The sequence below is a fragment of the Sphingobium abikonense NBRC 16140 genome (assembly GCF_001598335.1).
GTDB classification, from domain to species: domain Bacteria; phylum Pseudomonadota; class Alphaproteobacteria; order Sphingomonadales; family Sphingomonadaceae; genus Sphingobium; species Sphingobium abikonense.
The window spans coordinates 121,768-145,986 of sequence record NZ_BCYT01000007.1; the positions used below are offsets into that span (position 1 = coordinate 121,768).

Annotated in this window: 25 protein-coding genes and 1 other annotated feature; of the genes, 22 read left to right on the forward strand and 3 right to left on the reverse strand. The window is 65.1% G+C overall.

Annotated features, from left to right (window positions below):
- Positions 1–24: 24 nt before the first annotated feature.
- Positions 25–2,202 (reverse strand): phosphoribosylformylglycinamidine synthase subunit PurL, encoded by a 2,178-nt coding sequence (gene purL / locus SAB01S_RS10425; protein WP_062732953.1) that lies wholly within the window; start codon positions 2,200–2,202, stop codon positions 25–27.
- A 103-nt stretch (positions 2,203–2,305) separates the two neighbouring features.
- Between purL and SAB01S_RS10430 the strand changes: the two genes are divergently transcribed.
- On the forward strand, positions 2,306–2,740 hold the full coding sequence (locus tag SAB01S_RS10430; RefSeq protein WP_062732954.1) for a DUF805 domain-containing protein: 435 nt from the start codon (positions 2,306–2,308) through the stop codon (positions 2,738–2,740).
- Positions 2,741–2,822: 82 nt separating this feature from the next.
- Here SAB01S_RS10430 and SAB01S_RS10435 read toward each other — a convergent pair whose 3' ends face one another.
- The gene (locus SAB01S_RS10435; RefSeq protein WP_021225435.1) at positions 2,823–3,206 is read right to left on the reverse strand and encodes a hypothetical protein; all 384 of its coding nucleotides are present in this window, start codon (positions 3,204–3,206) and stop codon (positions 2,823–2,825) included.
- Positions 3,207–3,385: 179 nt separating this feature from the next.
- On the opposite strand from SAB01S_RS10435, the gene SAB01S_RS10440 reads away from it, so the two are divergent.
- The 15 genes from SAB01S_RS10440 to SAB01S_RS10510 all read left to right on the forward strand — a co-directional run bounded on the left by SAB01S_RS10440 (position 3,386) and on the right by SAB01S_RS10510 (position 17,471).
- A complete protein-coding gene (locus SAB01S_RS10440) occupies positions 3,386–3,637 on the forward strand; it encodes an exodeoxyribonuclease VII small subunit (protein ID WP_062732955.1) in 252 nt (83 codons plus the stop codon).
- Positions 3,638–3,642: 5 nt separating this feature from the next.
- Entirely contained in the window at positions 3,643–4,551 is a 909-nt protein-coding gene (locus SAB01S_RS10445; RefSeq protein ID WP_062732956.1) for a polyprenyl synthetase family protein, read from the forward strand.
- A 4-nt stretch (positions 4,552–4,555) separates the two neighbouring features.
- Positions 4,556–5,068 carry a pantetheine-phosphate adenylyltransferase gene (coaD, locus tag SAB01S_RS10450; RefSeq protein ID WP_021225438.1) on the forward strand — a complete coding sequence of 171 codons (513 nt, stop codon included), beginning with the start codon at positions 4,556–4,558 and terminating at the stop codon, positions 5,066–5,068.
- Between the two features lie 120 nt (positions 5,069–5,188).
- The gene (locus SAB01S_RS10455) at positions 5,189–5,941 is read left to right on the forward strand and encodes a peptidylprolyl isomerase (RefSeq protein WP_062732957.1); all 753 of its coding nucleotides are present in this window, start codon (positions 5,189–5,191) and stop codon (positions 5,939–5,941) included.
- Positions 5,942–5,968: 27 nt separating this feature from the next.
- Positions 5,969–7,003 (forward strand): tRNA preQ1(34) S-adenosylmethionine ribosyltransferase-isomerase QueA, encoded by a 1,035-nt coding sequence (gene queA, locus SAB01S_RS10460; RefSeq protein WP_062732958.1) that lies wholly within the window; start codon positions 5,969–5,971, stop codon positions 7,001–7,003.
- Positions 7,004–7,321: 318 nt separating this feature from the next.
- Positions 7,322–8,182: a helix-turn-helix transcriptional regulator gene (locus SAB01S_RS10465; protein ID WP_062732959.1), complete on the forward strand. Its 861-nt coding sequence runs from the start codon at positions 7,322–7,324 to the stop codon at positions 8,180–8,182.
- 150 nt (positions 8,183–8,332) lie between these two features.
- Positions 8,333–8,755 carry a curli assembly protein CsgF gene (locus SAB01S_RS10470; protein ID WP_245646456.1) on the forward strand — a complete coding sequence of 141 codons (423 nt, stop codon included), beginning with the start codon at positions 8,333–8,335 and terminating at the stop codon, positions 8,753–8,755.
- A 22-nt stretch (positions 8,756–8,777) separates the two neighbouring features.
- A complete protein-coding gene (locus SAB01S_RS10475; RefSeq protein WP_021225444.1) occupies positions 8,778–9,788 on the forward strand; it encodes a CsgG/HfaB family protein in 1,011 nt (336 codons plus the stop codon).
- A 224-nt stretch (positions 9,789–10,012) separates the two neighbouring features.
- Positions 10,013–11,605: a beta strand repeat-containing protein gene (locus SAB01S_RS10480; RefSeq protein WP_062732960.1), complete on the forward strand. Its 1,593-nt coding sequence runs from the start codon at positions 10,013–10,015 to the stop codon at positions 11,603–11,605.
- A gap of 72 nt (positions 11,606–11,677) precedes the next feature.
- Positions 11,678–13,087, forward strand: a complete 1,410-nt coding sequence (locus SAB01S_RS10485; RefSeq protein WP_062732961.1) for a hypothetical protein — start codon at positions 11,678–11,680, stop codon at positions 13,085–13,087.
- 70 nt (positions 13,088–13,157) lie between these two features.
- Positions 13,158–13,811 carry a hypothetical protein gene (locus SAB01S_RS10490; RefSeq protein WP_062732962.1) on the forward strand — a complete coding sequence of 218 codons (654 nt, stop codon included), beginning with the start codon at positions 13,158–13,160 and terminating at the stop codon, positions 13,809–13,811.
- A gap of 18 nt (positions 13,812–13,829) precedes the next feature.
- Entirely contained in the window at positions 13,830–14,570 is a 741-nt protein-coding gene (locus SAB01S_RS10495) for a hypothetical protein (protein WP_062732963.1), read from the forward strand.
- Between the two features lie 10 nt (positions 14,571–14,580).
- Positions 14,581–14,928, forward strand: a complete 348-nt coding sequence (locus SAB01S_RS10500) for a hypothetical protein (protein WP_062732964.1) — start codon at positions 14,581–14,583, stop codon at positions 14,926–14,928.
- Between the two features lie 136 nt (positions 14,929–15,064).
- Positions 15,065–16,621, forward strand: coding sequence for a M23 family metallopeptidase (locus tag SAB01S_RS10505; RefSeq protein WP_062733015.1), 1,557 nt, complete (start codon positions 15,065–15,067; stop codon positions 16,619–16,621).
- A gap of 55 nt (positions 16,622–16,676) precedes the next feature.
- A complete protein-coding gene (locus SAB01S_RS10510; protein ID WP_062732965.1) occupies positions 16,677–17,471 on the forward strand; it encodes a nucleotidyltransferase family protein in 795 nt (264 codons plus the stop codon).
- Here the strand turns inward: SAB01S_RS10510 and SAB01S_RS10515 are convergent.
- The gene (locus SAB01S_RS10515) at positions 17,468–18,778 is read right to left on the reverse strand and encodes a lipopolysaccharide biosynthesis protein (protein WP_062732966.1); all 1,311 of its coding nucleotides are present in this window, start codon (positions 18,776–18,778) and stop codon (positions 17,468–17,470) included. The two genes, SAB01S_RS10510 and SAB01S_RS10515, sit on opposite strands and share 4 nt — an antisense overlap.
- Before the next feature lie 122 nt (positions 18,779–18,900).
- Here SAB01S_RS10515 and SAB01S_RS10520 point away from each other — a divergent pair, with 122 nt between their 5' ends.
- The 6 genes from SAB01S_RS10520 to SAB01S_RS18460 all read left to right on the forward strand — a co-directional run bounded on the left by SAB01S_RS10520 (position 18,901) and on the right by SAB01S_RS18460 (position 24,011).
- The gene (locus SAB01S_RS10520) at positions 18,901–19,671 is read left to right on the forward strand and encodes a phosphocholine cytidylyltransferase family protein (protein ID WP_062732967.1); all 771 of its coding nucleotides are present in this window, start codon (positions 18,901–18,903) and stop codon (positions 19,669–19,671) included.
- Between the two features lie 47 nt (positions 19,672–19,718).
- Positions 19,719–19,774, forward strand: a sequence feature (sul1 is cis-regulatory element that is thought to sense ions involved in sulfur or methionine metabolism; They are found in Alphaproteobacteria).
- A gap of 67 nt (positions 19,775–19,841) precedes the next feature.
- A complete protein-coding gene (locus tag SAB01S_RS10525; RefSeq protein WP_062732968.1) occupies positions 19,842–21,332 on the forward strand; it encodes a SulP family inorganic anion transporter in 1,491 nt (496 codons plus the stop codon).
- A 64-nt stretch (positions 21,333–21,396) separates the two neighbouring features.
- Positions 21,397–22,044 carry a glutathione S-transferase family protein gene (locus SAB01S_RS10530; RefSeq protein WP_062732969.1) on the forward strand — a complete coding sequence of 216 codons (648 nt, stop codon included), beginning with the start codon at positions 21,397–21,399 and terminating at the stop codon, positions 22,042–22,044.
- Positions 22,045–22,202: 158 nt separating this feature from the next.
- Complete coding sequence (locus tag SAB01S_RS18845) at positions 22,203–22,754, forward strand: hypothetical protein (RefSeq protein ID WP_245646457.1); 552 nt, start codon at positions 22,203–22,205, stop codon at positions 22,752–22,754.
- A 116-nt stretch (positions 22,755–22,870) separates the two neighbouring features.
- On the forward strand, positions 22,871–23,101 hold the full coding sequence (locus SAB01S_RS10540; protein ID WP_157078322.1) for a hypothetical protein: 231 nt from the start codon (positions 22,871–22,873) through the stop codon (positions 23,099–23,101).
- Between the two features lie 274 nt (positions 23,102–23,375).
- Positions 23,376–24,011: a hypothetical protein gene (locus SAB01S_RS18460; protein WP_157078323.1), complete on the forward strand. Its 636-nt coding sequence runs from the start codon at positions 23,376–23,378 to the stop codon at positions 24,009–24,011.
- Positions 24,012–24,219 lie beyond the last annotated feature (208 nt).

Sequence of the window (24,219 nt, forward strand, 5' to 3'; positions counted from 1 at the left end):
CACTTCCGCCGAGGATATCTTACGTTAGAGTTCGTTGTTCATCAGGGCGGGGAAGAAGCCTTCATGGGCTTTGCGCAGCGTGTCGAGGGCGACGCCCGCGACACTGTCGCCGCCGACCGTGCCGATCCGCGTCGCGCCGGGGATGGCGGTGCCGGCGGGCGCGGTGACGACATAGCGCGCCTGGTCCTCGCCAAAGGCCGAAGCGGTGGTGAGGATGGTGTCGAGCGCCACGCCCTTGTCGCCGGCGAGCGCCATTTCGGCGAGCGTGACAAGCAGGCCGCCATCGGAAATGTCGTGGACGGCGTTGACCGTGCCAGCGGCGACCAGCGCGCGTACGGCGTCGGCATTGGCGCGTTCGGCGGCGAGATCGACGGCAGGCGCGTCGCCCGCTTCACGGCCCGCGACTTCGCGCAGCCAGATGGATTGGCCCAGATGCGTGCCTTCGCCGCCGATCAGCCAGATGGCGTCGCCTTCGTTCTTGAAGGCAATGGTCGCCATGATGTCGACATTGGCGAGCAGGCCGATGCCGCCGATGGCGGGGGTGGGGAGGATGGCGGAGCCGCCACCCGTCGCCTTTGATTCATTATAAAGGCTGACATTGCCCGACACGATCGGGAAGTCGAGGGCGCGACAGGCGTCGCCCATGCCCTCCAGGCATCCGGTCAGCTGCGCCATGATTTCAGGCCGTTGCGGGTTGGCGAAGTTGAGGCAGTTGGTGACGGCGAGTGGGGTCGAGCCGACGGCGGACAGGTTGCGATAGCATTCGGCGATAGCCTGCTTGCCGCCTTCATAAGGGTCGGCATAGCAATAGCGCGGCGTGCAATCGGTGCTGATCGCGATGCCCTTTTGCGTGCCATGGACGCGCACCACGGCGGCGTCGCCGCCCGGGCGCTGGACCGTGTCGGCACCGACCATATGGTCATATTGTTCCCAGATCCATCGGCGGCTGGCAATGTCTGGGCTGCCCATCAGCGTGACCAGGTCCGCGCCGATGTCGGCGCTTGCCGGCACGTCGCCGAGGGGTTCGACCTTGGCCCATGCCTTATAGTCATCCTTCGGCATGGAGGGGCGATCATAGAGCGGGGCGTCGTCGGCGAGCGGGGCGAGCGGGATGTCGCAGACGATCTCGCCCTTATGCTCCAGCACCATGCGGCCGGTGTCGGTGACATGGCCGATGACGGCGAAGTCCAGCTCCCATTTGCGGAAGATGGCCTCGGCAAAGGCTTCGCGACCGGGCTTCAAGACCATGAGCATCCGCTCCTGGCTTTCCGACAGCATCATTTCATAGGTCGTCATGCCGGTTTCGCGCTGGGGCACGTCATCCATCTTGAGGTGGATGCCAACGCCGCCCTTGGACGCCATTTCGACGCTGGAGGAGGTAAGGCCGGCCGCGCCCATGTCCTGAATGGCGACGATCGCATCGGACGCCATCAGTTCCAGGCACGCCTCGATCAGCAGCTTTTCGGTGAAGGGATCGCCGACCTGCACGGTGGGGCGCTTTTCCTCGCTATCCTCGCCGAAATCGGCCGAGGCCATGGTCGCGCCATGGATGCCGTCACGGCCGGTCTTGGACCCTACATAGACGATCGGGTTGCCGACGCCGCTGGCGGCCGAATAGAAAATCTTGTCGGTGTCGGCGACGCCCACGGTCATCGCGTTGACCAGGATATTGCCGTCATAGGCGCTGTGGAAATTCACTTCGCCGCCCACGGTCGGCACGCCGACGCAATTGCCATAGCCGCCAATGCCATGGACGACCCCGGCGATGAGATGCTTCATCTTGGGGTGATCGGGCCGGCCGAAGCGCAGCGCGTTCATGTTGGCGACTGGGCGCGCGCCCATGGTGAACACGTCGCGCAGGATGCCGCCCACGCCCGTCGCCGCGCCCTGATAGGGTTCGATATAGCTGGGGTGATTATGGCTTTCCATCTTGAAGATGGCGGCCTGGCCATCGCCGATATCGACGACGCCGGCATTTTCGCCCGGTCCGCAAATCACCTGCGGGCCTTTGGTCGGCAGCTTCATCAGGTGGATCTTGGAGCTTTTATAGCTGCAATGTTCCGACCACATCACCGAGAAGATGCCGAGTTCGGTCAGGTTCGGCTCGCGGCCGATCGCCTTTAACACGCGGTCATATTCTTCCGGGCTGAGGCCATGTTCGGCGACGACTTCCGGGGTGATCTGGGTGGCGGTGCTGGACATGCCCGCGCCTTTAGCGAGGGCGTCGCGGATTCACAATGGCAAGGCGGCGCGGGGCGCATTTCATGCTAGGGGTGATGCGGATGACGCACGAAGGGGAACGCGCATGACTGCATGGGACTGGATGATATTGCCGCTGCGGCGCTATGCACGGTTCAGCGGGCGGGCGCGGCCGCGCGAATATTGGATGTTCGTGCTGTTCGTGGTGCTGGCGATGATCGCGCTGTCGATTCTGGAAACGGCGCTGGGCCTGGCGGTGACGGAGCGATGGGTGCAGACCGGACCATGGAGCGCGAGCGCGGTCTACCGCACCCATGGCGGGCCGCTCACGGGCCTGTTCGCGCTCGGCATCTTCATCCCGCATCTGGCGGTGATGGTGCGGCGGCTGCATGATACGGATCGCAGCGGATGGTGGCTGCTGCTGGGTTTCATCCCGATACTGGGCGGGCTGGTGCTGCTCATCTTCTTCATCATCGGCGGCACGCGCGGGCCGAATCGCTTTGGCCCAGACCCGGTCGAAGTGGGCGAGCGGCGCGCATAAGGCCAGGCAACGCCGGACAAGGAAAAGGCCGGCCTCTTGCGAGGACCGGCCCTGAAATTGTCAGACGAAAAGCGTCCGTCGATCAGACGTGGCAGCTCTGCGCGCTCTTGCCGGGGACGGTGATCTTTACCTCGTCGCCCTGGCCCGACACTTCATAGCCGCCTTCGGCGGTGAAGGCCTGGCCCGCTTCGGCCGCCTTCAGCTGGGTCGGCTCGCCGCCCTTCTTCGTGCGGAAATTGGCGGTCTTGTCGTCGGTCATGAAGTCGACGAAATAGAGGCTGTTGTCCTTGCAGCGATACTGCTTGGTCGCCTTGACCGAAGGCGGCAGTTCGACCGGCGCTGCGTTGGCGAGCTGGTCAGCCATCGGGTCGGCGGGGCCGCCCACGACTTCGGGTTCGTCATTCTTGTTGCAGGCCGACAGCAGGGCGACGCCGGCCAAGGCGATCATGGGGAGATGAAGTTTCATAGCGATCCTTTTATGTGCATGTGCAACATGTCCCGTCAACGCAAAAGCACGGGATAACCGCCATGTCCCCTGAAATGACGTCATGACGCGATGATGACAACGATGTCGAAAGCGCCGCCGGGCTGGACGGGAGGCGCTGCGCACTTGACCGGGGCGTTGGGCGCGGCCAATGCAGGGCCATGGCTGAGGAAATGTCCCCCGATCCGTCGTCTTTGTCCTTCGAGGACGCCCTGCGCGCGCTGGAGCAGATTGTGCGCCGGCTGGAAAGCGGGGACGTGCCGCTGGACGAATCGATCGCGCTCTATGCCAAGGGCGAGGCATTGCGCAAACGCTGCGCCGACCGGTTGCAGGCGGCCGAAGCGCGCATCGCCAAGCTGACGCTCGACGCCAATGGCGCGGTGACCGGCGCCCAGCCCTTTGGCGCGGACTGAGGTTGATGACCGAAGGCGGGGGCGCGGTCACGGACATGCTGGCGCGGGCGCGCGATGTTGCAGCGCAGATCGACAAGGGCTTCGACCGCTTGCTGGCCGTGCCCGACGATGCGCGCGCGCGGCTGTATGAAGCGATGCGCCATGCCGCGATCGGCGGGGGCAAGCGATTGCGCCCGCTGCTGGTGCAGGCGGCGTGCGACCTGTTCCACATTTCGCGCGAATCGGCGTTGCGGGTCGGCCTGGCGATCGAATGCATCCATGTCTATTCGCTGATCCACGACGATCTGCCGGCGATGGACGATGATGACATGCGCCGGGGCAAGCCCACGGTGCACAAGGCGTTCGACGAGGCGACGGCGATCCTGGCGGGCGATTGCCTGCATGACCTGGCGTTCGAGGTGCTGGCGGATGAGGAAACGCATCCCGATCCGTTCGTGCGCATCGAACTGGTCAAGGCGCTGGCGACGTGCAGCGGGCCGGCGGGCATGGCCGGCGGGCAGATGATGGATTTAGAGGCGGAGCGTACGCGGTTCGACCTGGCGACGGTCACGCGGTTGCAGAACCTCAAGACCGGGGCGCTGATCTGTTTCTGCGTCGAGGCCGCGGCGATCATGGCGCGCCTGCCGCAGGAGGCGCGCACCGGCCTGCACGGTTATGCCCGCGACATTGGCCTGGCGTTCCAGATTGCCGACGATCTGCTGGACGTGGAGGGCGATGCGGCGCTGGCGGGCAAGGCGCTGGGCAAGGATGCGGCGGCGGGCAAGGAAACCTTCGTATCGCTGCTGGGCGTCGAGGCCGCGCGCGAACGGGCGCACATGCTGGTCGACCAGGCGAAGGACCATCTGCGCACCCATGGCGCGGAGGCCGACCTGCTGCGCGCGATTGCCGACTATATCGTGGAAAGGGACCGCTAAGCCCATGAGCAAGCAGCGTATCGGCGTCTATCCCGGCACGTTCGACCCCATTACGCTGGGGCATATGGACATCATCCGGCGCGGCGCGAAACTGGTCGACCGGCTGGTCATCGGCGTCACCACCAATATCGCCAAGTCGCCGATGTTTTCCGACGAGGAACGGCTGGAGATGGTGCGGCGCGAATGTGCCGGCATCGACAGCGACATTTGCGTGGTCGGGTTCAATTCGCTGCTGATGGACTTTGCCGAATCGCAGGGCGCCAGCGTCATCATTCGCGGGCTGCGCGCGGTCGCGGACTTCGAATATGAATATCAGATGGCGGGCATGAACCAGCAGATCAACGGCCGGGTCGAAACCGTATTCCTGATGGCGGACGTGTCGTTGCAGCCGATTGCATCGCGGCTGGTCAAGGAAATCGCGCTCTATGGCGGGCCGATCCACAAATTCGTCAGCCCGTGCGTGCGCGAGGAAGTCGAGGCGCGGGTGGCGCGGATCGGACGCAAGGGCGAGGGCTGAGGCGGCTGCCCCCGGCGTCGTTTCAGGCTGGGTTCAGTTGCCAATCGCGATCAGCGCGCTATCAGGGCGGGGAATGACGGCCCCGTTTGTCGGCACACAGGATCAAGGAAGTTCTGCCTCATGCGTTTTACTTGCGCGCTCAAGACCATGGCGATCACACTCGCCCTGACCGCGTCCGGCGTGGCCTTTGCTCAAGGTGGCGGGGGCGGTGGCGGCCAGGGCGAGGATTTCAAGAAGGCCGAAACCGCCGCGCGCGCGCAGGAAAATGCCAAGTCGCTGGAAGATTCGGGTACGCCGCAATTGCCGCCCGCGACAGTGCCGGTCGACCCGCAAAATGTGTGGGACCTGGACCTGTCGAGCGGCGGGCGGGTGCGCATCCAGCTGCGCCCCGATATCGCGCCCAACCATGTCGAGCGGATCAAGACGCTGACGCGGGAGGGTTTCTACAATGGCCTGAAATTCCATCGCGTCATTCCCGGCTTCATGGCGCAGGGCGGCGACCCCAAGGGTGATGGCACCGGCGGATCGCAGCTGCCGGACCTGAAGGCCGAATTCAATCCGATGCCGCATCTGCGCGGCACCGTGTCGATGGCGCGCGCGCAGAGCGAGGATAGCGCCAACAGCCAGTTCTTCATCGTGCTGCTACCGCGCATGCAGCTGGACAAGAAATATACGGTTTTCGGCCGGGTGATCGAAGGCATGCAATATGTCGACGCCATCGCGCAGGGCGAGCCGCCGGCCAGTCCGACGGTGATCCTGCAGGCGTCGATCGAGAGCGATGGCAAGCCGCCGGTGACGGCTCCGGTCGCGCCTACTGCCCCGGCCGCGCCCGACGCGTTGCCATCCGGCCCGCTGACACCGCCGGCGCAATAAGCGGCGATCGCGCCTGAAAGCGTTTCCATGCGCGTAGACCTGTTCGATTTCGATTTGCCGCCGGACAATATCGCGCTGCGGCCCGCGTCGCCGCGCGATTCGGCGCGGCTGCTGGTCGCGGCGGGAGCGAGCGGTGTCGACGATCGCATCGTGCGCGACCTGCCGTCGCTGTTGCGGGCGGGCGACATGCTGGTGTTCAACGATACGCGGGTGATCCCGGCGCAGCTGGAGGGGCGCAGGGGCGAGGCGCGCATCGGCGCGACGCTGCACAAGCGCCTGGGGCTGCGGCAATGGCAGGCCTTTTTGCGCAACGCCAAGCGGGTGCGGGACGGCGACCGGATCGATTTTGGCGCTGGCGTGACCGCGATTGCGGGGGCGCGTGACGCCGACGGCGGCGTGACGCTGGATTTCGAAGGCGCGGAGCCGGTCGAAATCCTGCTGGAACGGGCCGGGACCATGCCCTTGCCGCCCTATATCGCCAGCAAGCGGCCGACCGACGAGCAGGATCGCAGCGATTATCAGACGATGTTCGCGCGCGAGGATGGCGCGGTGGCGGCGCCGACCGCGGCCTTGCACTTCACGCCCGAATTGATGGACGCGATCGCGGCGGCGGGCGTGCTGACGCAGACACTGACGCTGCATGTCGGAGCGGGGACATTCCTGCCGGTCAAGGCGGAGGATACCCAGGATCATCGCATGCATGCCGAATGGGGCCGGATCGACGCGGCGGCAGCTGATCGGATGAATGCCGCGCGCGCCGCGGGCGGCCGGGTGATCGCGGTGGGCACAACGTCGCTGCGGCTGCTGGAAAGCGCGGCGGGGGAGGATGGAGTGATCCGCCCCTTTGCCGACGAAACGCGGATCTTCATCACGCCGGGCTATCGCTTCCGGGCGGTCGATGGGCTTATGACCAATTTCCACCTGCCCAAATCGACCCTGTTCATGCTGGTCAGCGCGCTGATGGGGCGCGAGCGGATGCAGGCGATCTATGCCCATGCGATCGCGCAGGGCTATCGCTTCTACAGCTATGGTGATTCGAGCCTGTTGTTGCCGCACGCCTGATCGATCCGTCGGCAGACCGACGCCAGCTTTTTTCCGTGGTTTGCCGAAAGTCCGGTCATTGAGGCCTTGGCCCGAGTTGGTGTCATGGCCATTAAGTATATTTGACCAATCGTACAGACGATGCGATATGCGGGCATAATAACCGGGCCGATGGAATTGGTCCGGGCAAGACATTCGTGCTGCGGGACGCAGGTGGCGCGAAGTCTTGAATTCAAGGAGGGGTGGACTTTGCAAGACAAGTCCGGAAACGAGCGCCTATGGGCGGGTGCAATTGCACCTGCATGTGTCGAGGATCACCCATCATCGGGTATATCGCGATTGGCGAACGCGCTGGAGCGGCATCTGGCGCGACGCGTCGTCGGGGCGCAGCCGAACGCCATGGCGGCGAACGCCATAACGGCGAATGGAAGCGCGACGGGTGAGCCGCGTGGCATCAACCGGCTCTTTTTTGGTCGGTCCGCGCCTGACCCCATGGCAACGCCACATGGCTCGCCGATCGAGGATGACGCGGATGCCTTGCTGTCGGGCGAGCATGAGGGGGCTGCGGAATTGGCGCTGCTCACCGACGCGTTCGAAGCGATCGGCCAAGGGCATGAGGCGTTGCAGGGGCTGGTCGACCTGACCTGCACCGGCATGTTCATTTTCGATACGGACGCGCATCTGGTCTTTGCCAATCGCTATGGCGAGCGGATGCTGGAGGGCAGCAGCGAATTGCAGGTCGGCGGCGGCAAGCTGTCGGCCAGCCGCCCGGACAATATGATGCGGATCAGCCAGCTCTTTGCCCGCCTGAGCGGCGCGCAGGCGCCTGCGGTCGGCATGACGCGGATCGAGCGACTGAGCGCATCGCCCTATGTCATGCTGCTCGCGCGCTGCCTGCTGGGATGCAATGAGGCGCTGGTCGCCTTTATCACCGATACGGAACAGCGCGCGACAGTCGCGGGGGACATGCTGCGCGATCTTTACGGGCTGGGGCGCGCGGAAGCGGAGATCGCCACCGCACTGGCGCGCGGGTTGGACCTGGACGCGATCGCGGAGCAGCGGTCGACCAGCGTCGGCACCGTGCGGAACCAGGTGAAGGCGATCGCGGCGAAGATGGAGTGCACGCGGCAGGTCGACATCGTGCGCAAGATATTGTCGATCCCGATCATCTGTTTGCCCGACGAAAAGGGGCGCGCGTAAATATTTGCCGGCCGGACTGCCCCAATGCGGAACAGCCGGACATATTTCGAACGGTATATACCAAATGGTAGATGCGACTCACCCGGCAGGGGATTAACGAAGCCTTAATAACAGGGTCGAGTTACTTCATAGCCTTCGTGGGAGTGGGGCGTGCAAAGGTTAGTAGTCTCGACACTGGCACTGTTGTGCCTGGGGTATCCCTGCGCATCCAGCGCACAGGATCTGGTCCATTCACCGATCAGCCCGACCTTCGGGGGCAATCCCTTCAATTCGGCGCACATCCTGGGCACGGCCAATGCGCAGAATGATTATCGCGACCCGAAGACGGCGACGTCGTCTTCGCAGGCGGATATTTTCGCACGGCAATTGCAGTCGCGCCTGTTGTCGGCGCTGTCTTCCCAGCTGGTCGACGCGATCTTCGGCGAAAACCCGCAGGAAAGCGGAACGATCAGCTTTGGCGGGCAGACGATCGATTTCGTGCGCGGGCTGGAAGAGGTGACGATCAACATCTTCACCGAGGCGACGGGCGAAACCACGACCATCGTGGTGCCGACCTTCGTCGATGTGAACTGAAGAAGGGGCGGGGGCTCTTTGCATGTTGAGGCAGATATTCCTGACAACGAGCGCGGCGCTGCTGCTGGGCGGATGCAATTCGCTGGCGACGACGGGGCGGGACGATATTCCCTCGATGAACCCGATGGCGGTTTATCCCCGCTATACGCAGGCGCAGCGGCAGTTGATGGAATTGCCGCCGCCGCAGCGGCCGGTGGCGATCGCCGTCTATAATTTTTCCGACCAGACCGGCCAGTATCGCGTTGGCGAAGGGGGAACGCAGACGCTGTCGCGCGCGGTGACGCAGGGCGCTGCGTCGATCCTGGTGCGGGCGTTGCAGGATGCGGGCAACCGCAAATGGTTCACGATCGTCGAGCGTGAGCAGCTGCGCAATCTGCTCAACGAACGGCAGATCATCCGCGAGATGCGCGAACGCTATCTGGGCGAAAATAACGTCAACCCGCAGGCGTTGCCGGCGATGCTGTTTGCCGGCGTGCTGCTGGAAGGCGGGATCATCAGTTTCGACACCAATACGGTGACGGGCGGCGCGGGCGCTTCGTTCCTGGGGATCGGCGCCAGCACGCAGTATCGGCAGGATACGGTGACGGTCTATCTGCGCGCCATTTCGGTGCGCACCGGCGAGGTGCTGACCACCGTCACCGCGTCCAAGACGATCGCGTCGCAGTCATTGGGCGCGTCGGCGTTCCGCTTTGTCGGCTTCAAGGAGCTGCTGGAGGCGGAAGTAGGCATGACGACGAACGAGCCCGATCATATCGCCCTGCAACAGGCGATCGAGAAGGCGGTCTATGGCCTCGTCATGGAGGGCATTGACCTCAACCTGTGGAATTTCGCGGACACCCAGGCGGGCTGGCCGATGCTGTGGCGCTACCGTCAGGAGCGCGACGGCGTCTTCACGCCCAAACAGGTGGAAGCGGCAATGGATACCGCGCGCAAGGCTGCGCCGATGAAGATGAAGCCACGCGCGGTGCCGATGACGGAAATGCCCAAATCCTCCAGCAAAGCCAAGCAGGGAGGGCCGGGCGTGGGTCGTTAAACGAGACGATTGACCGCCATCAGGCAGTCAGCGTTTCAAAAGGTGCGGGGGACCGCCTGGTGTTCCCCGGACCATGACAAGAACCAGGCGAACATTCGCCCGCCGGAGGTGGAAGCTCCGACGGGCGAGCATGAGTGAATGAATGTGCCACCAATCATGCGGCCCTGAAGTAGGTTTACTTCGGGACAGCATGGTTATCGCCCTTTTCAAAAGGAATGACAACCATGAAACGGACCATCTATACTTCGGTTTCGGCCTTGGCGCTGCTGGCAGCGGCCCCGGTTTTCGCGCAAAGCAACGATTCGACCGTGACCCAGTCGGGTGACAGCCAGACCGCATCGGTGACGCAGAGCGGCGCCAACGACGTGTCGTTCGTGACGCAGGAAGATGCGAACAACGACGCCACCGTGTCGCAGGCCGGCGCGACCGGCAGCTATTCGAACGTCCTGCAGACCGGCGCGGGCAACACCGCTTCGGTGACGCAGGATGACGATGGCACCGGCGTCGCGCCGACCCAGACGTCGGAAGTCCAGCAGACCGGCAGCGACAATGAAGCGACCGTCGCGCAGACGCAGACTTCATCCTTCCTGGGCACCACCAATGATTCGACGGTCGTCCAGTCGGGCAGCAGCAACCTCGCGTCGGTGTCGCAGGCGGATGACGGCCAGTTTTCCAGCCTCTATCAGACGTCGGACAACAATATCGCCAATGTGAGCCAGGGCGTCGATGGCGCACCCGAAGGCGGTTCGGCCGGCACCACCTATGAAAACACGTCCTATGTCACGCAGGGCGGCACCGGCGGCAATGACGCCACCGTTACCCAGAGCGGCGCGGTCAACTATTCGTCGGTGAACCAGCAGGGTGCCGACAGCATCGCCGATGTGCTGCAGAGCGGCGACGGCAATGATTCGACCGTAAACCAGCTGGACGACGCGGGCGGCACCGCCACCGTCACCCAGGGCGGCAACAACAATGATTCGACCATCAACCAGACGTCGAACGGGTCGATCGCGACCGTCGATCAGGATGGCTCGAACAATGTGTCGCAGCTGACTCAGGGCCGCAATGACGGCAACCCGTTCCAGACCAATGGCCAGCAGGCGCTGATCACGCAGGGCGGTGACAACAACCAGTCCTATGCGACGCAGAGCGGTTCGTCGGGCGATCTGAATGTCGACCAGTCGGGCGACAACAACCTGTCGGACGTAGTCCAGTCGGGCTTCGACAATTCGGCTGGCGACAATACCGGCATGGTCGGCGTCAACCAGTCGGGCAACAGCAACGAAGCCTATGTGACACAGGCCGGCCAGCTGTCCGACGCCATGATCGACCAGATCGGCGATGATAACTTTGCGTCGATCAACCAGAGCGTCGGCAATGCTCCGAACCCTTCGGGCGGTCCCGATCCGCGCGTTGCAACTGCCTCGATCGAGCAGGGCGGCAGCAACAACCGCAGCACGATCGACCAGTTCGGCGGCAGCGCCACCATCAGCGCGCGTCTGATGGAAGCGAGCAGCAATCAGTCGGGCGACAACAACCAGAGCAGCATCTCGCAGACCAACACGCTGGTCGCGGGCGCAAGCTCGGGTAACTTCGCCAGCGTCGATCAGGGCGGCAACGACAACATCTCCACGGTGATGCAGGACGGTGCGCTGAACGAAGCCACGGTCGACCAGAGCGGCAGCACCAACGAGTCCTGGGTGTCGCAGTCGGGTTCGGGTCACACCGCGACCGTCACGCAGAGCAGCGACATGAACAATTCGGTCGTCAACCAGACCGGCATGAACAACACGGCCACTGTCACGCAGGGCATGTGATCGGAAAGGGGACCAGCGCCGCAGAATCGCGGCGCTGGTCCCTCCTTTCGCACAAGATAAAGGGATAAGATCATGCAGCGCATCCTTCTTGCGAGCGCTTCGGCGCTTGCCTTCCTGGCCGCGGTTCCGGCCTTGGCGCAGAATAATGGCTCCACCGTGACGCAGACCGGCACGGACGCGACGGCCACCGTCACCCAGTCCGGGTCCAGCGCCTCCTCCACCGTCACCCAGGGCGGCGACAATAATGCGGCGACCGTGACGCAGGCCGGCAATGGCGCTGAATCCATCGTCCTGCAGGACAATGGCACCGGCGGCGGCAGCAACGCCAGCGACGATAATAACAGCGCCACCGTCGACCAGACCGGCGACGCTTATTCGCGGGTCCGCCAGTATAATGACAATGCCGACGCGCAGGTGACGCAGAATGGCGATGGCAACAGCTCCGACATTTTGCAGACCGGCGACAATGACGACGCGACCGTCGACCAGCAGGGCACGGACCTGACGTCCACCATCGCCCAGGCGGGCAACAGCAATGATGCCAATGTCAGCCAGAGCGGCGACACCAACCAGTCGGGCATCATTCAGAGTTCCGGTTCCAACGTCGCGATCGTGACGCAGGAAGGGTCGCTGAACGAATCGTCGATTTTGCAGAACGGCCTTGGCCTCAACACCGCCAATGTCGAGCAGACCGGCGAGGACAATGAGTCGCAGGTGACGCAGGGCGGCATCGCCAATGATGCGGGCGACGATGCGACCGTGCGCGGCGTGTTCCAGAGCGGCGACCGCAACAGCTCGCGGATCAGCCAGTCGGGCGGCTTGCAGGACGCGGCCGTCCGCCAGACCGGCGACGACAATGACTCGCAGATCACCCAGGGCGGTTCGCTGGGCGCGGCGCATTATGCCGATGTCGACCAGAGCGGGAGCGGCAATGAGTCGGTCATCACCCAGGCGGGGGCGCTGTCGGATGCGCTGGTAGACCAGAGCGGCGACGACAACAGCTCTTCGGTCAACCAGGGCCTGCTGGGTTCGCATCTGGCCGATGTCGACCAGAGCGGCAACGGCAACAGCTCGACCGTGACGCAATATGGCTGGAGCCAGGCCGCCTATGTCGACCAGGTGGGCGATGGCAACACGTCCTCGATCGACCAGGGCACCGCGCTCAACGGATCGGACCAATATGCGTCGGTGGCGCAGAATGGCGATGATGGCATGTCGACCATCACCCAGCGCGGCCAGGACCAGCGGGCCGAACTGACGCAGGGCGGCGTGTCGAACGAGTCGTTCATCGACCAGTCGGGATCGGACCATCTGGCCGAAGTGACGCAGGACGGCGCCGACAATTATTCGTCGGTGATCCAGTCGGGCAGCGGCAGCAGCGCGACCGTCACCCAGACGAGCGACCTCAACAACAGCTGGGTCAACCAGAGCGGCAACGGCCACAGCGCCACGGTCGTCCAGGGTTCGGCCGGCGCGATGTAAACGCAAGGCCCGCCGGCCCGCCCATGATCGGGCGGGCCGGCGGGTCGCTTTTTACCTGAAGGAGGCTGTGATGGGGAAATTCGGCATGGCGGCGCTGCTGGCGCTGGCTCTGGCAGGCGCACTGGCGGCGCAGGCTGGCGAAGCGCAGTCCGGCGTCCCCGCGCCCAGCCTGCCCTATATGCTGGAGATACCGGCATCGACCGGGCGCAGCGTCTATATCGAGCAGGTGGGGTCCTATAATCGCGCGACTTCGGTGCAGGCGGCGCCGCGCGCGGCGGCCCGGATCACGCAGGACGGCGCGCGCAATATCGCCCATGTCGAGCAGCGTGGCGAAGCGGCCGCAGCCGCCCTGACCCAGCGCGGCGATGATAATGCCGCGCGCGTGACACAGCAGGGTGCAGGCCAGAATATGCTGGCGCTGGCGCAGGTCGGCCATGGCAACAGCGCCGTGGTGCAGCAGCGCGCGATGGCCGCGAGCAGCAATCAGGCGACGATCGCGCAGACCGGCAATGGCAATCAGGTCGCACTGACGCAGGATGGCGGCGACAATCAGGCGACGCTGGCGCAGACGGGCGACAATAATGCGATGACCGCCAGCCAGACCGGCGCGGGCAATCAATTGACCTGGACGCAGGAGGGCAATTACAATGCCGACCTGGGCGTGCAGCAGCAGGGCGGCAGCGCCATCGCCATCCATCAGAGCGGCGGTGTCGGCAGCAAATAACGCCATGGAGAGGCGGCGATGACGGGCGGTCGAACACTATCGGGACTGACGATCGCATCGCTGATGCTGGCGGCGCCGATTGCGGCCGCGCAGGTGAGCGTGATCGACGGCGAGCCTGCCCGGGCGGCGGGAGAGGTCGAGCAAATCAGCGACAAGGGCGCGCATGCGGGACCGGTGCTGCCCCCTGAGGATATCGTCACCTGGCGCGAGGAAGGGACCGATATGCTGGCGGACCCGGTGCGGACCGAGGACCGCCGGCAGTCCGTGCAGGCGGTGGGGCAGCTAACGCCCGTTCAGGATGGTGAGCCGGTGACGCAGCTCTATCGCGGCGGCCCGACCGCCCAGCCCAGCGCGCCGCTCTCTTCCCCGGCGCAGGGGCGCACTGGTGCGGTCGAGGCAGTCGATGGGCAAGACCGGTGCGATCCGGGCGCGGCCGACAGGGAGTCGCCAACGCGCTGCGCGCAGGTGATCGAGACGCGGTCGGCCGAATTTGCCAAGCCATCGCCCACCGCCCTGTCGCCCGAACAGAAATTGCTGGTCGACGGGCGCATCCGCAACGAGCCGGTCGCCCCCGATCGCCGGATCGCCGCCCGGTCCGATGTCGACGACCCCGATTATCAGCAGATTGCCGCCGCCGCCTTGCAGGGCGCGCCCGCCAGCGCGGCGGATAAGCCGGCCGACGAGGAAAAGGACCCGCAGGCGCAAGCCTTGCAGAATGCGGCGATTGGCGCCGTTGTCGATATTCTGACGCCGCGATGACGGGGTGACGATGCCGGGGCGCTTGATGATGATGCTGGCGGCGATGGGAGCAGTGCCGATGGAGGCGCAGGAAACGACTGGTCGCCCAGTCGAGGCGGTGCTGACGCCAGCAGAGGGCGTTGACGTGCTGACCGTGCGCGGGCTGTCGCCGGTGGCGGTATCGGGCACCTATGAACTGGATGTGCTGTCGGGCGCGCAGGCGGGCAATCATGCGGTGCAGAAGGGGCGCATCCACCTGGCCGCGAACGTGCCCGCGACCTTCGTGACATTGCGGCTGAACCAGTTTCGCAGCGCGCGGCTGACCGTCAGGATCGATGGCCAGCCGGCCTATGACCAGATGCTGGGGGCGGCGCGCTGACGCGAAAGGCGCGCGTCAAACCGCCATTCGTCGCGGCTGCGGGCCGGGTCATGGCATCTTAATGCGGCTTTAACTTCACTTGCTTCACAAGGGCGGCGCGGGCGCATATGCGGTTGGCGGGCGTCGTGGCGAACAGATGCCCTTGGGGGTCGCGGGTTTGTTTCAGGATAGCCAGGTCGGGTTTCAGCAGGGCGGCGCGCCCATGTCGCTGTGGATGGCGGAATCGCTGCGGCGCGGCGTGCCGATCCCGACGCGCGACTGGCGCACGCGGCTGCGCGACTGGGCCGACGATGTGGAACTGGTCCCCGACCTGGGCCAGCGGATCGGCAGCCGGACGTGGTTTCGAGGCCTCGCCACCTGTTTCGGACTTTGCGCGAGCGCGCTCTACCTCTCGCCCGGTTTTCAGCCCGTGCCCGGCGCGCCCGGCCCGACGCTGAGCGATGCGCAGTATGACGAGGTGCGCAGCCAGATGATCACGCCGCTGGCGCTGGGCGGCGACAGCGGGCATCGCATGGGATCGACCGACGCGGTGCAGCCGCTGCGCGAGACGCCCGAGCGGCCGCAGATTGAACTCAGCGCCCAGGTCGGCAGCAGCGACACGCTGGCGCGCGCCTTGTCGCGCGCGGGCGTCAGCAGCGCGGACGTCGCCGCCGTGGTCGGCATGGCGGGCGCGGATATTGCCGGCGGGGTGAAGCCGGGCACGCGGCTCAACATCATTCTGGGTCGCCGCGCGAGCCGCGACCGGCCCCGGCCGCTGGACCATCTGGCGTTCCGGGCGCGGCTGGACCTGGACATGACGTTCGAGCGGCTGGGCGGGGTGCTGTCGGTGCAGCGCGTGCCGATCCGCGTCGATGATACGCCGTTGCGCATCCAGGGCGTGGTGGGGGACAGCATCTATCGATCCGCGCGCGCGGCCGGCGCGCCGCCCAAGGCGGTGCAGGCGTTCCTGCGCGTGATCGCCAAGCAGGTCGACCTCGGCTCCATCGCGGCGGGCGACCGCTATGATATCGTCACCAAATATCGGCAGGCCGAAACCGGCGACGTGGAAGTGGGCGAATTGCTCTATGCGGGCCTGAAGCGCGCGCGGGGCAAGGATGTCGACATGGTGAAATGGACCAGCAACGGCCGCACCGAATGGTATGAGGCGTCGGGCGTGGGCGAGCGGCGCGGCGTGTTGTCCGCGCCGGTCGCCGGGCGCATGTCGTCGGGCTATGGCCAGCGGCGGCACCCGATATTGGGCTATACCAGGATGCATGCCGGCATCGATTTCGCAGCGCGATATGGATCGCCCATTTATGCCGTGACCGATGGCGTGGTGTCCTTTGCCGGGCGGCATGGCGGCCATGGTAATTATGTGCGCATTCAGCATGGCGGCGGCCTGGCGACGGGCTATGCGCATATGAGCCGGATAGCGGCGGCGTCCGGGCAGCGGGTGCGGCGGGGGCAGGTGATCGGCTATGTCGGGTCGACCGGCCTGTCGACCGGGCCGCATCTTCATTATGAACTGTATCGCAACGGCGCGACGGTCAACCCGCTGTCGGTCAAGTTCACGACGACGGCGCAATTGGCGGGCCGTGAACTGGCGGCGTTCCGGGCGAAACTGGCGGCCTATAAGGGGCTGGCGGTGGGTGCGCATCAGCGGTTCGCCCAAGGGGCGGCGCAGGACGTGGCGCCGGCCGAACGCGGCAAATAATTCGCGGGCGCGAAACGATCTTTCCGCCGGTGCGCCGCTGCGCTAACGGGCGGGGATGACAGGCACCGTTACTGGCACCGTTACCGCCATCCTGCTTGCAGGCGCGCGTCCCATTCCCGATCCGCTGGCCAAGGCCGCGGGCGTTGCGGTGAAGCCGCTGGTGCCGGTGGCGGGCGAGCCGATGATCAACCGGCCGGCGCGGGCGTTGCTGGATCATCCCGCGATCGGCGAGGTCATCATCCTGACGCAACGGCCCGACGCCTATGCCGCCGATCCGGCCACCGCCTGGCTGGCGACCCATCCGCGCGTGCGGTTCGAAACGGGCGGGCAGGGTATCGCATCGTCGCTGCTGGCGATGATGGATGCAGGGGCGCTGGCCTTTCCCGCGCTGCTGACGACGGCGGACCATGTGCTGCTGGACCGGGCGATGCTGGACCAGTTTGTCGGCGAGGCGAATGGCGCGGACATCGCCGTCGCCATGGTCGAACGGGCGACGATGCTGGCGCGCTATCCGCAGTCGCGGCGGACATGGCTCAAATTCCGGGATGGCGGATGGTCGGGGGCCAATATCTTCTGGATCGGCAGCGACCGGGCGCGGCGCGCGATCGCGTTGTGGCAGGAGGTGGAGCAGGACCGCAAGAAGGGGTGGAAGATCCTGGCGGCGTTCGGGCCGCTGGCGCTGGTGGGCGCCTTGCTGCGGATATCGAGCCTGCGCGGCGGCATGGCGCGGGCGGGCCGACGGCTGGGGCTGGAGGCGCGGCTGGTGGCGATGGCGAAGCCCGAGGCGTGCATCGACGCCGACAAGGCCGAGGATGTGACGCTGATCGAGGCGATATTGGCCGCGCGCTAATCCTTGATGGCGACGGCGCGGCGGCTGGCGAGGCCCATCATCGTGAAGGCGGCGAGCGAGGAGAGGATGTTCGCCATCGCCGCGCCCTGCGTGCCATAGAGGGGCAGGAGCGCCGATTGGAGGCCGAGCAACAGCAATGTCGCGATGACGCTGATCCGCAGCGACAGTCCGGCGCGGTCGGTGGCCATGAGCAGCGGGCGGTAGCTGACCCCGGCAAGGTCGATGCAGGCCGCAACCCCCAGCATCAGCAGCAGCGGATAGGCGGGCAGGAATTCGTCGCCCGCGATGAGGCCCAGCAGCGGCCGGCCGATCGTGAGGATGATCGTGATGATGACCGCGCCGGCGATCAGCGCCAGCCGGTTGGTGCGGCGGAACAGCGCGCCCAGGGCTTCGGTTCCCTGCGCCGTGGTGCGCGAGAGTTCGACGAAGATGCTGCGCGAGAGCAGGCTGGAAATCTTGGTCAGCGAATTGGCGAGCTGATTGGCGAGGCGATAAAGACCCGCGCCCGCCGGGCCGACAAAGGCGCCGACGATGAGCACTGCCACCTGCTGCCCGACCGAGGACAGGCTGGTCTGAAGATTGGTGGCGGTGAGGAAGCCGACGATGCCGGGATTTTCCCCGCGTGCGTCGAGCGCCCGGCCGGCGCGCCAGCTGCCGATCTGGGTTCCCCCCACGCGCAGGGCAAGGAACCAGTAACTGGCGGCGCAAAGCAGTTCCGCAAAGGCCCAGGCGAGCAGGAAGGCGGTGATGCCGGGCGCGGCCACCCAGGCGACCAGCGCGCCGATCATGCGGCCGACCGGGATCATGGTTTCGGCAAAGGCGGCGGAATCGAAGCGGTCGAACAGGCGCAGCACACCCGTCGGGCTGGAGCGGATGGTGATCATCATCAAGAGCGCGAACAGCCAGACCTGAAGCCCCATGTCCGGTTCCAGCCCCAGCAGCGGCCCGGCAAAGAGGATGACGCCCGCCGCAATGGCCGCGCCCGCCGCGGCGGACGCCAGATCGATGAGGATGCAGAAGCGCAGCACGCGGTTGAGCGCGTCGCCATTGCCAGCGGCGAGATGCGGCTGGCCATAGCGCACGACGATCTGCCAGCTGTCGAAGCTGACCAGCGTCTTGATGACATTGGCGGCGCTCAGGACCAGGGCGAAACGGCCGAAATCGGCGACGCCCAGCGTGCGGGTGACGATGGCGAGATAGGCGAGGCTCAGCACCGCGCCCACGCCCTTGCCCCCCAGCAGCCAGCCGGTATTGGCCAGGATGCGGGCGAAGGCGTCCGCCGCCGCGCCTGATCCGCGCTTGAACATCACTTTTGTCGCCGGCCCTTCCTGTCCCCAGCCGGTCGTCCGGCGGGGCCTATCTAGGGCCTGACGCGCCCGGTTTGAAGCCGCCTTTTTTTCGGCCCAATTGCGGGCTAAAGCCGCGCGCCATGACGATCAGCAAAGCCATCATCCTTTCCGCCGGCCAGGGGTCGCGCCTGTTGCCGCTGACGCGCGACGTGCCCAAATGCATGATCGATTTCAACGGCCGCAGCCTCATAAGCTGGCAGGTCGCGGCGCTGGTCGCCAATGGCGTGACGGACATCGTGGTGGTGACGGGGTTCCGCACCGAGCGGGTGGAGGATCATGCGTTGCAGCTGTATCGCGACACCGGCGCGCGCATCCGCACCATATTCAACCCCTTTTTCCAGGTGGCCGATAATCTGGGCACCTGCTGGATCGTGCGGGAGGAGATGGACCGGGATTTCATCATCCTGAACGGCGATACCATCGTGTCGGACGAGATTGTCGCCAGGCTGGTCACAGGAGCCAAGGACGCGATCACCGTCACCGTCGACGTGAAGCCGCAGGGCGATTATGACGACGATGACATGAAGGTCAGCCGCGACGCCGACGGGCGGTTGCACGCGATCGGCAAGCGGTTGCTGCCGCCCGACACCAATGCGGAATCGATCGGCATGCTGGCCTTCACCGGGGAAGGGCCGGCGATATTCCGCAACCAGATCGACCAGATGATGCGCACGCCCGAGGGGGTCGAACGCTGGTATCTGCGCGCGATCGACATTATCGCCAAGGGCAACCGCGTCGGCACCGTGTCGATCGAGGGGCTGGAGTGGCAGGAGGTCGATTTTCCCCAGGATGTCGAAGCGGCGCAGGCGCTGACGGCCAAGTGGATCGCGGAAGGGCGCTACGCGCGATAAGGCAGGCTTGCCCGCGCGGGCGTGCCGGGTTAAGGGGCGCGCATTCGCATGGACCCGGTGCAATTCCGGGTGGCTATTCCGGCCGCCGATCCGCCGGACAACATCACACATGATTTTCAAAGACCGCGGGCGATCCGCGTCATGTGCCTTGTTGTGGACATTCAGATACAATGACAAATTCCCTCATCCGCTACCGGCAGGAGTGGTTCAGCAGCGGCGCGGGCGCGCGCCGCGACATATTGGCCGGCATCGTCGTCGCGCTGGCGCTGATCCCCGAAGCCATCGGCTTTTCCATCATCGCGGGCGTCGATCCGCGTGTCGGCCTGTATGCATCGGTCGCGATTGCCATGACGATCGCGCTGATCGGCGGGCGGCCGGGCATGATTTCCGCCGCGACCGCCGCCGTCGCCGTTCTGGTGACGCCGCTGGTGCGCGACCATGGCGTCCAATATCTGTTCGCCGCGACGATCCTGATGGGCGTCATCCAGGCAATCGCCGGGCTGTTGCGGCTGGACCTGCTGATGCAGTTCGTCTCGCGATCGGTCATCACCGGCTTCGTCAATGCGCTGGCGATCCTGATATTCCTGGCGCAGCTGCCGCAGCTGACCAATGTCGGCTGGGAAACATACGCCATGGTCGCGGGCGGGCTGGCGATCATCTATGGGTTTCCGCGGATCACCAGGGCGGTGCCATCGCCGCTGGTGGCGATCCTGGTGCTGACCGCGATCAGCATCGGCATGGGCCTTCCGGTCAACATGGTCGGCGACATGGGCAAGCTGCCCGAAGGATTGCCGAGCCTGGCGCTGCCGCAGGTCCCGCTGAGCTGGGAAACGCTGCGCATCATCGCGCCCTATTCGGTGACGATGGCGGCCGTCGGGCTGCTGGAATCGCTGCTGACCGCGCACATCGTCGATGACATGACGGACAGTGACAGCGACAAGAAGCGCGAATGCATGGGCCAGGGCGGCGCCAACATCGTGGCGGCGATGCTGGGCGGCATGGGCGGGTGCGCGATGATCGGCCAGTCGGTCATCAATGTGACGTCGGGCGGGCGCGGGCGATTGTCCACTTTTGTCGCCGGCGCGTTCCTGCTGTTCCTGCTGGCGGTGTTGGGGCCGTGGGTCGGGCGCGTGCCGATGCCGGCACTGGTCGCGGTGATGATCATGGTATCAATCGGCACGTTCAGCTGGAATTCGATCCCCAATTTGCGGCGGCATCCGCCGACATCGTCGGTGGTGATGCTGGTGACGGTGGTGGTCGTGGTGGCGACGCGCGACCTGTCGCTGGGCGTGCTGGCGGGCGTGCTGCTGTCGGGCATCTTCTTTGCCGGCAAGGTGCAGCGGATGTTCGGCGTGGAGCGGAGCGAGGATGCGGGCCGGGCGACCTATCGGGTGACGGGGCAGATCTTCTTTGCCTCGGTCGACCGCTTCACCCGCGCTTTCCAGGACGAGAGTGGAGCGGAAGCCGTGCTGATCGACGTGTCGGCCGCGCATTTCTGGGATATTTCGGGCGTCGGCGCGCTGGACAAGGTGGTGGCGAAGCTGCGCGCGCAGGGCGTGGCAGTAGAGGTGGTCGGCTATAACCGGGCGAGCGCGGACCTGATTGACCGGTTCGCGCTGCACGACAAGACCGGCGTCGAGATGGGCGTCGTGCCGCATTGAACAGGGTTGCGTTCTGCCACTGATGTGACATGGTCCGGCTCCAGGCAAGAGAGGAGTCGGACCGATGATCATCCATGGTGCCAGAGTGTCGCCCTTCGTGCGCAAAGTTCTTGTTTTTGCGGCGGAAAAGGGGATCGAGACGGAGGTTCGGATGGCCGGTTTCGGGCGCGGCGATCCGGGCTATCTGGAAGGATCGCCCTTTGGCAAGATACCGGCGCTGGAAGATGGCGACTTTCTGCTCTGCGATTCGACCGCGATCATAACCTATATGGATGCGTTGCGTCCTGAGCCCAATCTGATCCCGACCGAAGCCAGGGCGCGGGCGCGCACCGTCTGGTTCGAGGAATTTGGTGACACGATCGCGCAGCAGGCGGGGCAGAAGATTTTCTTCAACCGGGCGGTGGCGAAGCGGTTGAAGCGCGAGCCGGACTTGGCGGCGGCGGACCGGGCGGAGGCCGAGGAGATGCCCAAAATCTACGATTATCTGGAAAAAATGCTGCCCGAAAGCGGCTGGCTGGTGGAGGATCGCTTCACCCTGGCGGACCTGGCGGCGGCGTGCCCGATCATCAATGTGGGCTATTGTTCAGACGGGCTGGACGCGGGGAGATGGCCCAAGGTCGCGGCGTGGCTGGCGGCGGTTAAGGCGCGGCCGAGCGTGGCGGCGGCCATGGAGGAAGAGGCGACGGCGGTTCGCGCCATGCTGGACACTTAACCCATCTGGCACATTTTGCTTGACATCGTCACGCTGATCTGACAGATAGGTCGATATTGGGAAAATGTGAGTCGCCAAGGCGGCGCGAGGGCAGGTCGGTTCCGAAAGCGGGGCCGGCCTTTTTCGTGTCTGGCGAACCGGGCGGGGGAATGCGGGCGATGACGGGAACGGCGATGGAAACGGGGGAGGAAAGGCGGCTGGTGCCGCAACGGCAGGCGCGGGCGGGTGGCGCGCGCGTGCAGCAGCGACAGGCGCGCAAGGATAGCTGGACGCTGGAGGAGGAGCGGATATTCCTGCTGACGCTGGCGGAATGCTGCAATGTCAGCGAGGCCGCGCGGGAAATCGGCAAATGCCGGCAGGGCGCCTATGCGCGGCGCAAGCGCCGGATCGCCTTTGCCCGCGCCTGGGACGCGGCGCTGGAGGAAGGCTATTGCGAACTGGAGATGATGCTGATGCGCGCGTCGCTGTTCGGCAGCGAGAGCGAGGAAATCGTCATGGATGGCGATGGCGTGGTGAAAAGCCGCAAGGTCAAGCGCGCGCCCAACCTGACCATCGGGTTGCGGCTGTTGCAGCATCATCGCGCCCGCGTGACGCAGATCCGCGCGGCCAAGGGGCGCAAGCGAAGCGGGCCGGACAGCGCCGACGCCAAGGCGCGGGTGCGCGCGATGCTGGAGGAAATAAGGCGGCGGCGCGCGGCTGCGGGCGAATGACGCGGGCGCGCCATGCGGTCGTGACGGGGCCGACGAAGCGGGCCGGGGGTGCGACGGTCGGCGCGTTAACCCTTTTTCCACCGGAACGGATTGTGCAACTGCGGCATTCGAAGGGCATGACGTTAGAAAGCCGGATTTTACAACAGCTTGGCGCGGGGCCGATCCGCCGATTGACGCTGGAGGGCGTGGACGCGGACGAACTGGCGACGACGCTGCGGCATATGGCGGCGCGGCGGCAAATCTGCATCCGGCCTGACCAGATTTCGCTATACTGGCATCGCCATATGATCCTGTCGCCCATGGCGGCGCTGGTGCGCAAGGTGACGGCGCGGCCGGTCGCGGCGTGAGGCGGTGGTGGAAGGGCGGGGGATGCTCTCGTTGGCCTGTGGCCGTTCTTCGGGGCGCGGGGATGGGATGGTTTGTGGCCCGTGTGTTTCCTTTCGTCATCCCCGTGGAGGCGGGGGTCCGTCTTTCCGCACAGCGCATGGGCTACGGTCGAGAGATGGGTTCCCGCTTTCGCGGGAATGACGGAGTGGGACGGAAATGAGATCGTCCGGTATTCGTGGCAGTCAAAGGACAGCTGACGTTGCCAAAGTATAGAATACTCGCCATCATCGGTTCATGTGGAAGCAAACCATCATAGCTGCATATCTTGGAGCGACTGTAACGATCCCCTCATCTGTACAGGCATGCTCAGTGGTCCGGGGCTATCGGGTCCCGACCACTTTGCAACTGGTGGAAGGCTCGGACGCAATTGTTCTGGCAAAAGTCAAAGCGGGGGCACTTCATTCTGAATTTGGCTTTCGCCAAGCGTCGCTAACGCCAGTCGCGCTTCTAAAGGGTGACCGACTGCCCGAACAAATATCTTGTGAATATTGCGCTATATCAAGAAGTCGATGGAAGGCTGTCGCAAGTAATCCTCGCGATTTGCAAGAGCCAAATCCTGATGTCTTTTCAGGCGGATGTAATCGGCAGGTTTTCGATAAAGGCATGCTCGTTGTAGCCTTCCTGAAGAAAGAAGGCGATACATATGTCGTTAACGCACCTCCATTTTCGAGGGCATTGGAGGATGTGCCATCGTCAGATGCTCTTTGGGTGAAGGCAATCAAAATATACGTCAAGATTGTGGCGTTGCCGGGCGTGAAGCGCCGACAAGCCATGGAAGCGGAACAGGCGCGGTTGGCAGCGAGAAAAAATGACCCGGATGCTACATTGCTTGCTCGCGAGCTAGACAGGGCACTTCATGAAAACCCATGAGGTTTCGCAAGGGCGGGGGGAATCTCTGTTCTAGGTATATGCAGGAATCACCTTGGCTGACCTAACATGGTCGCTTCCACACGAGCATCCCCTGTAAGGGGAGGTGGCTGGCTGTTGGCCAGACGGAGGGGTGTCGTGCTTTTGGTAGGGTGATACCCCTCCACCACTTCGTGGTCCCCCTCCCCTTGCAGGGGAGGATTTTTGCCGT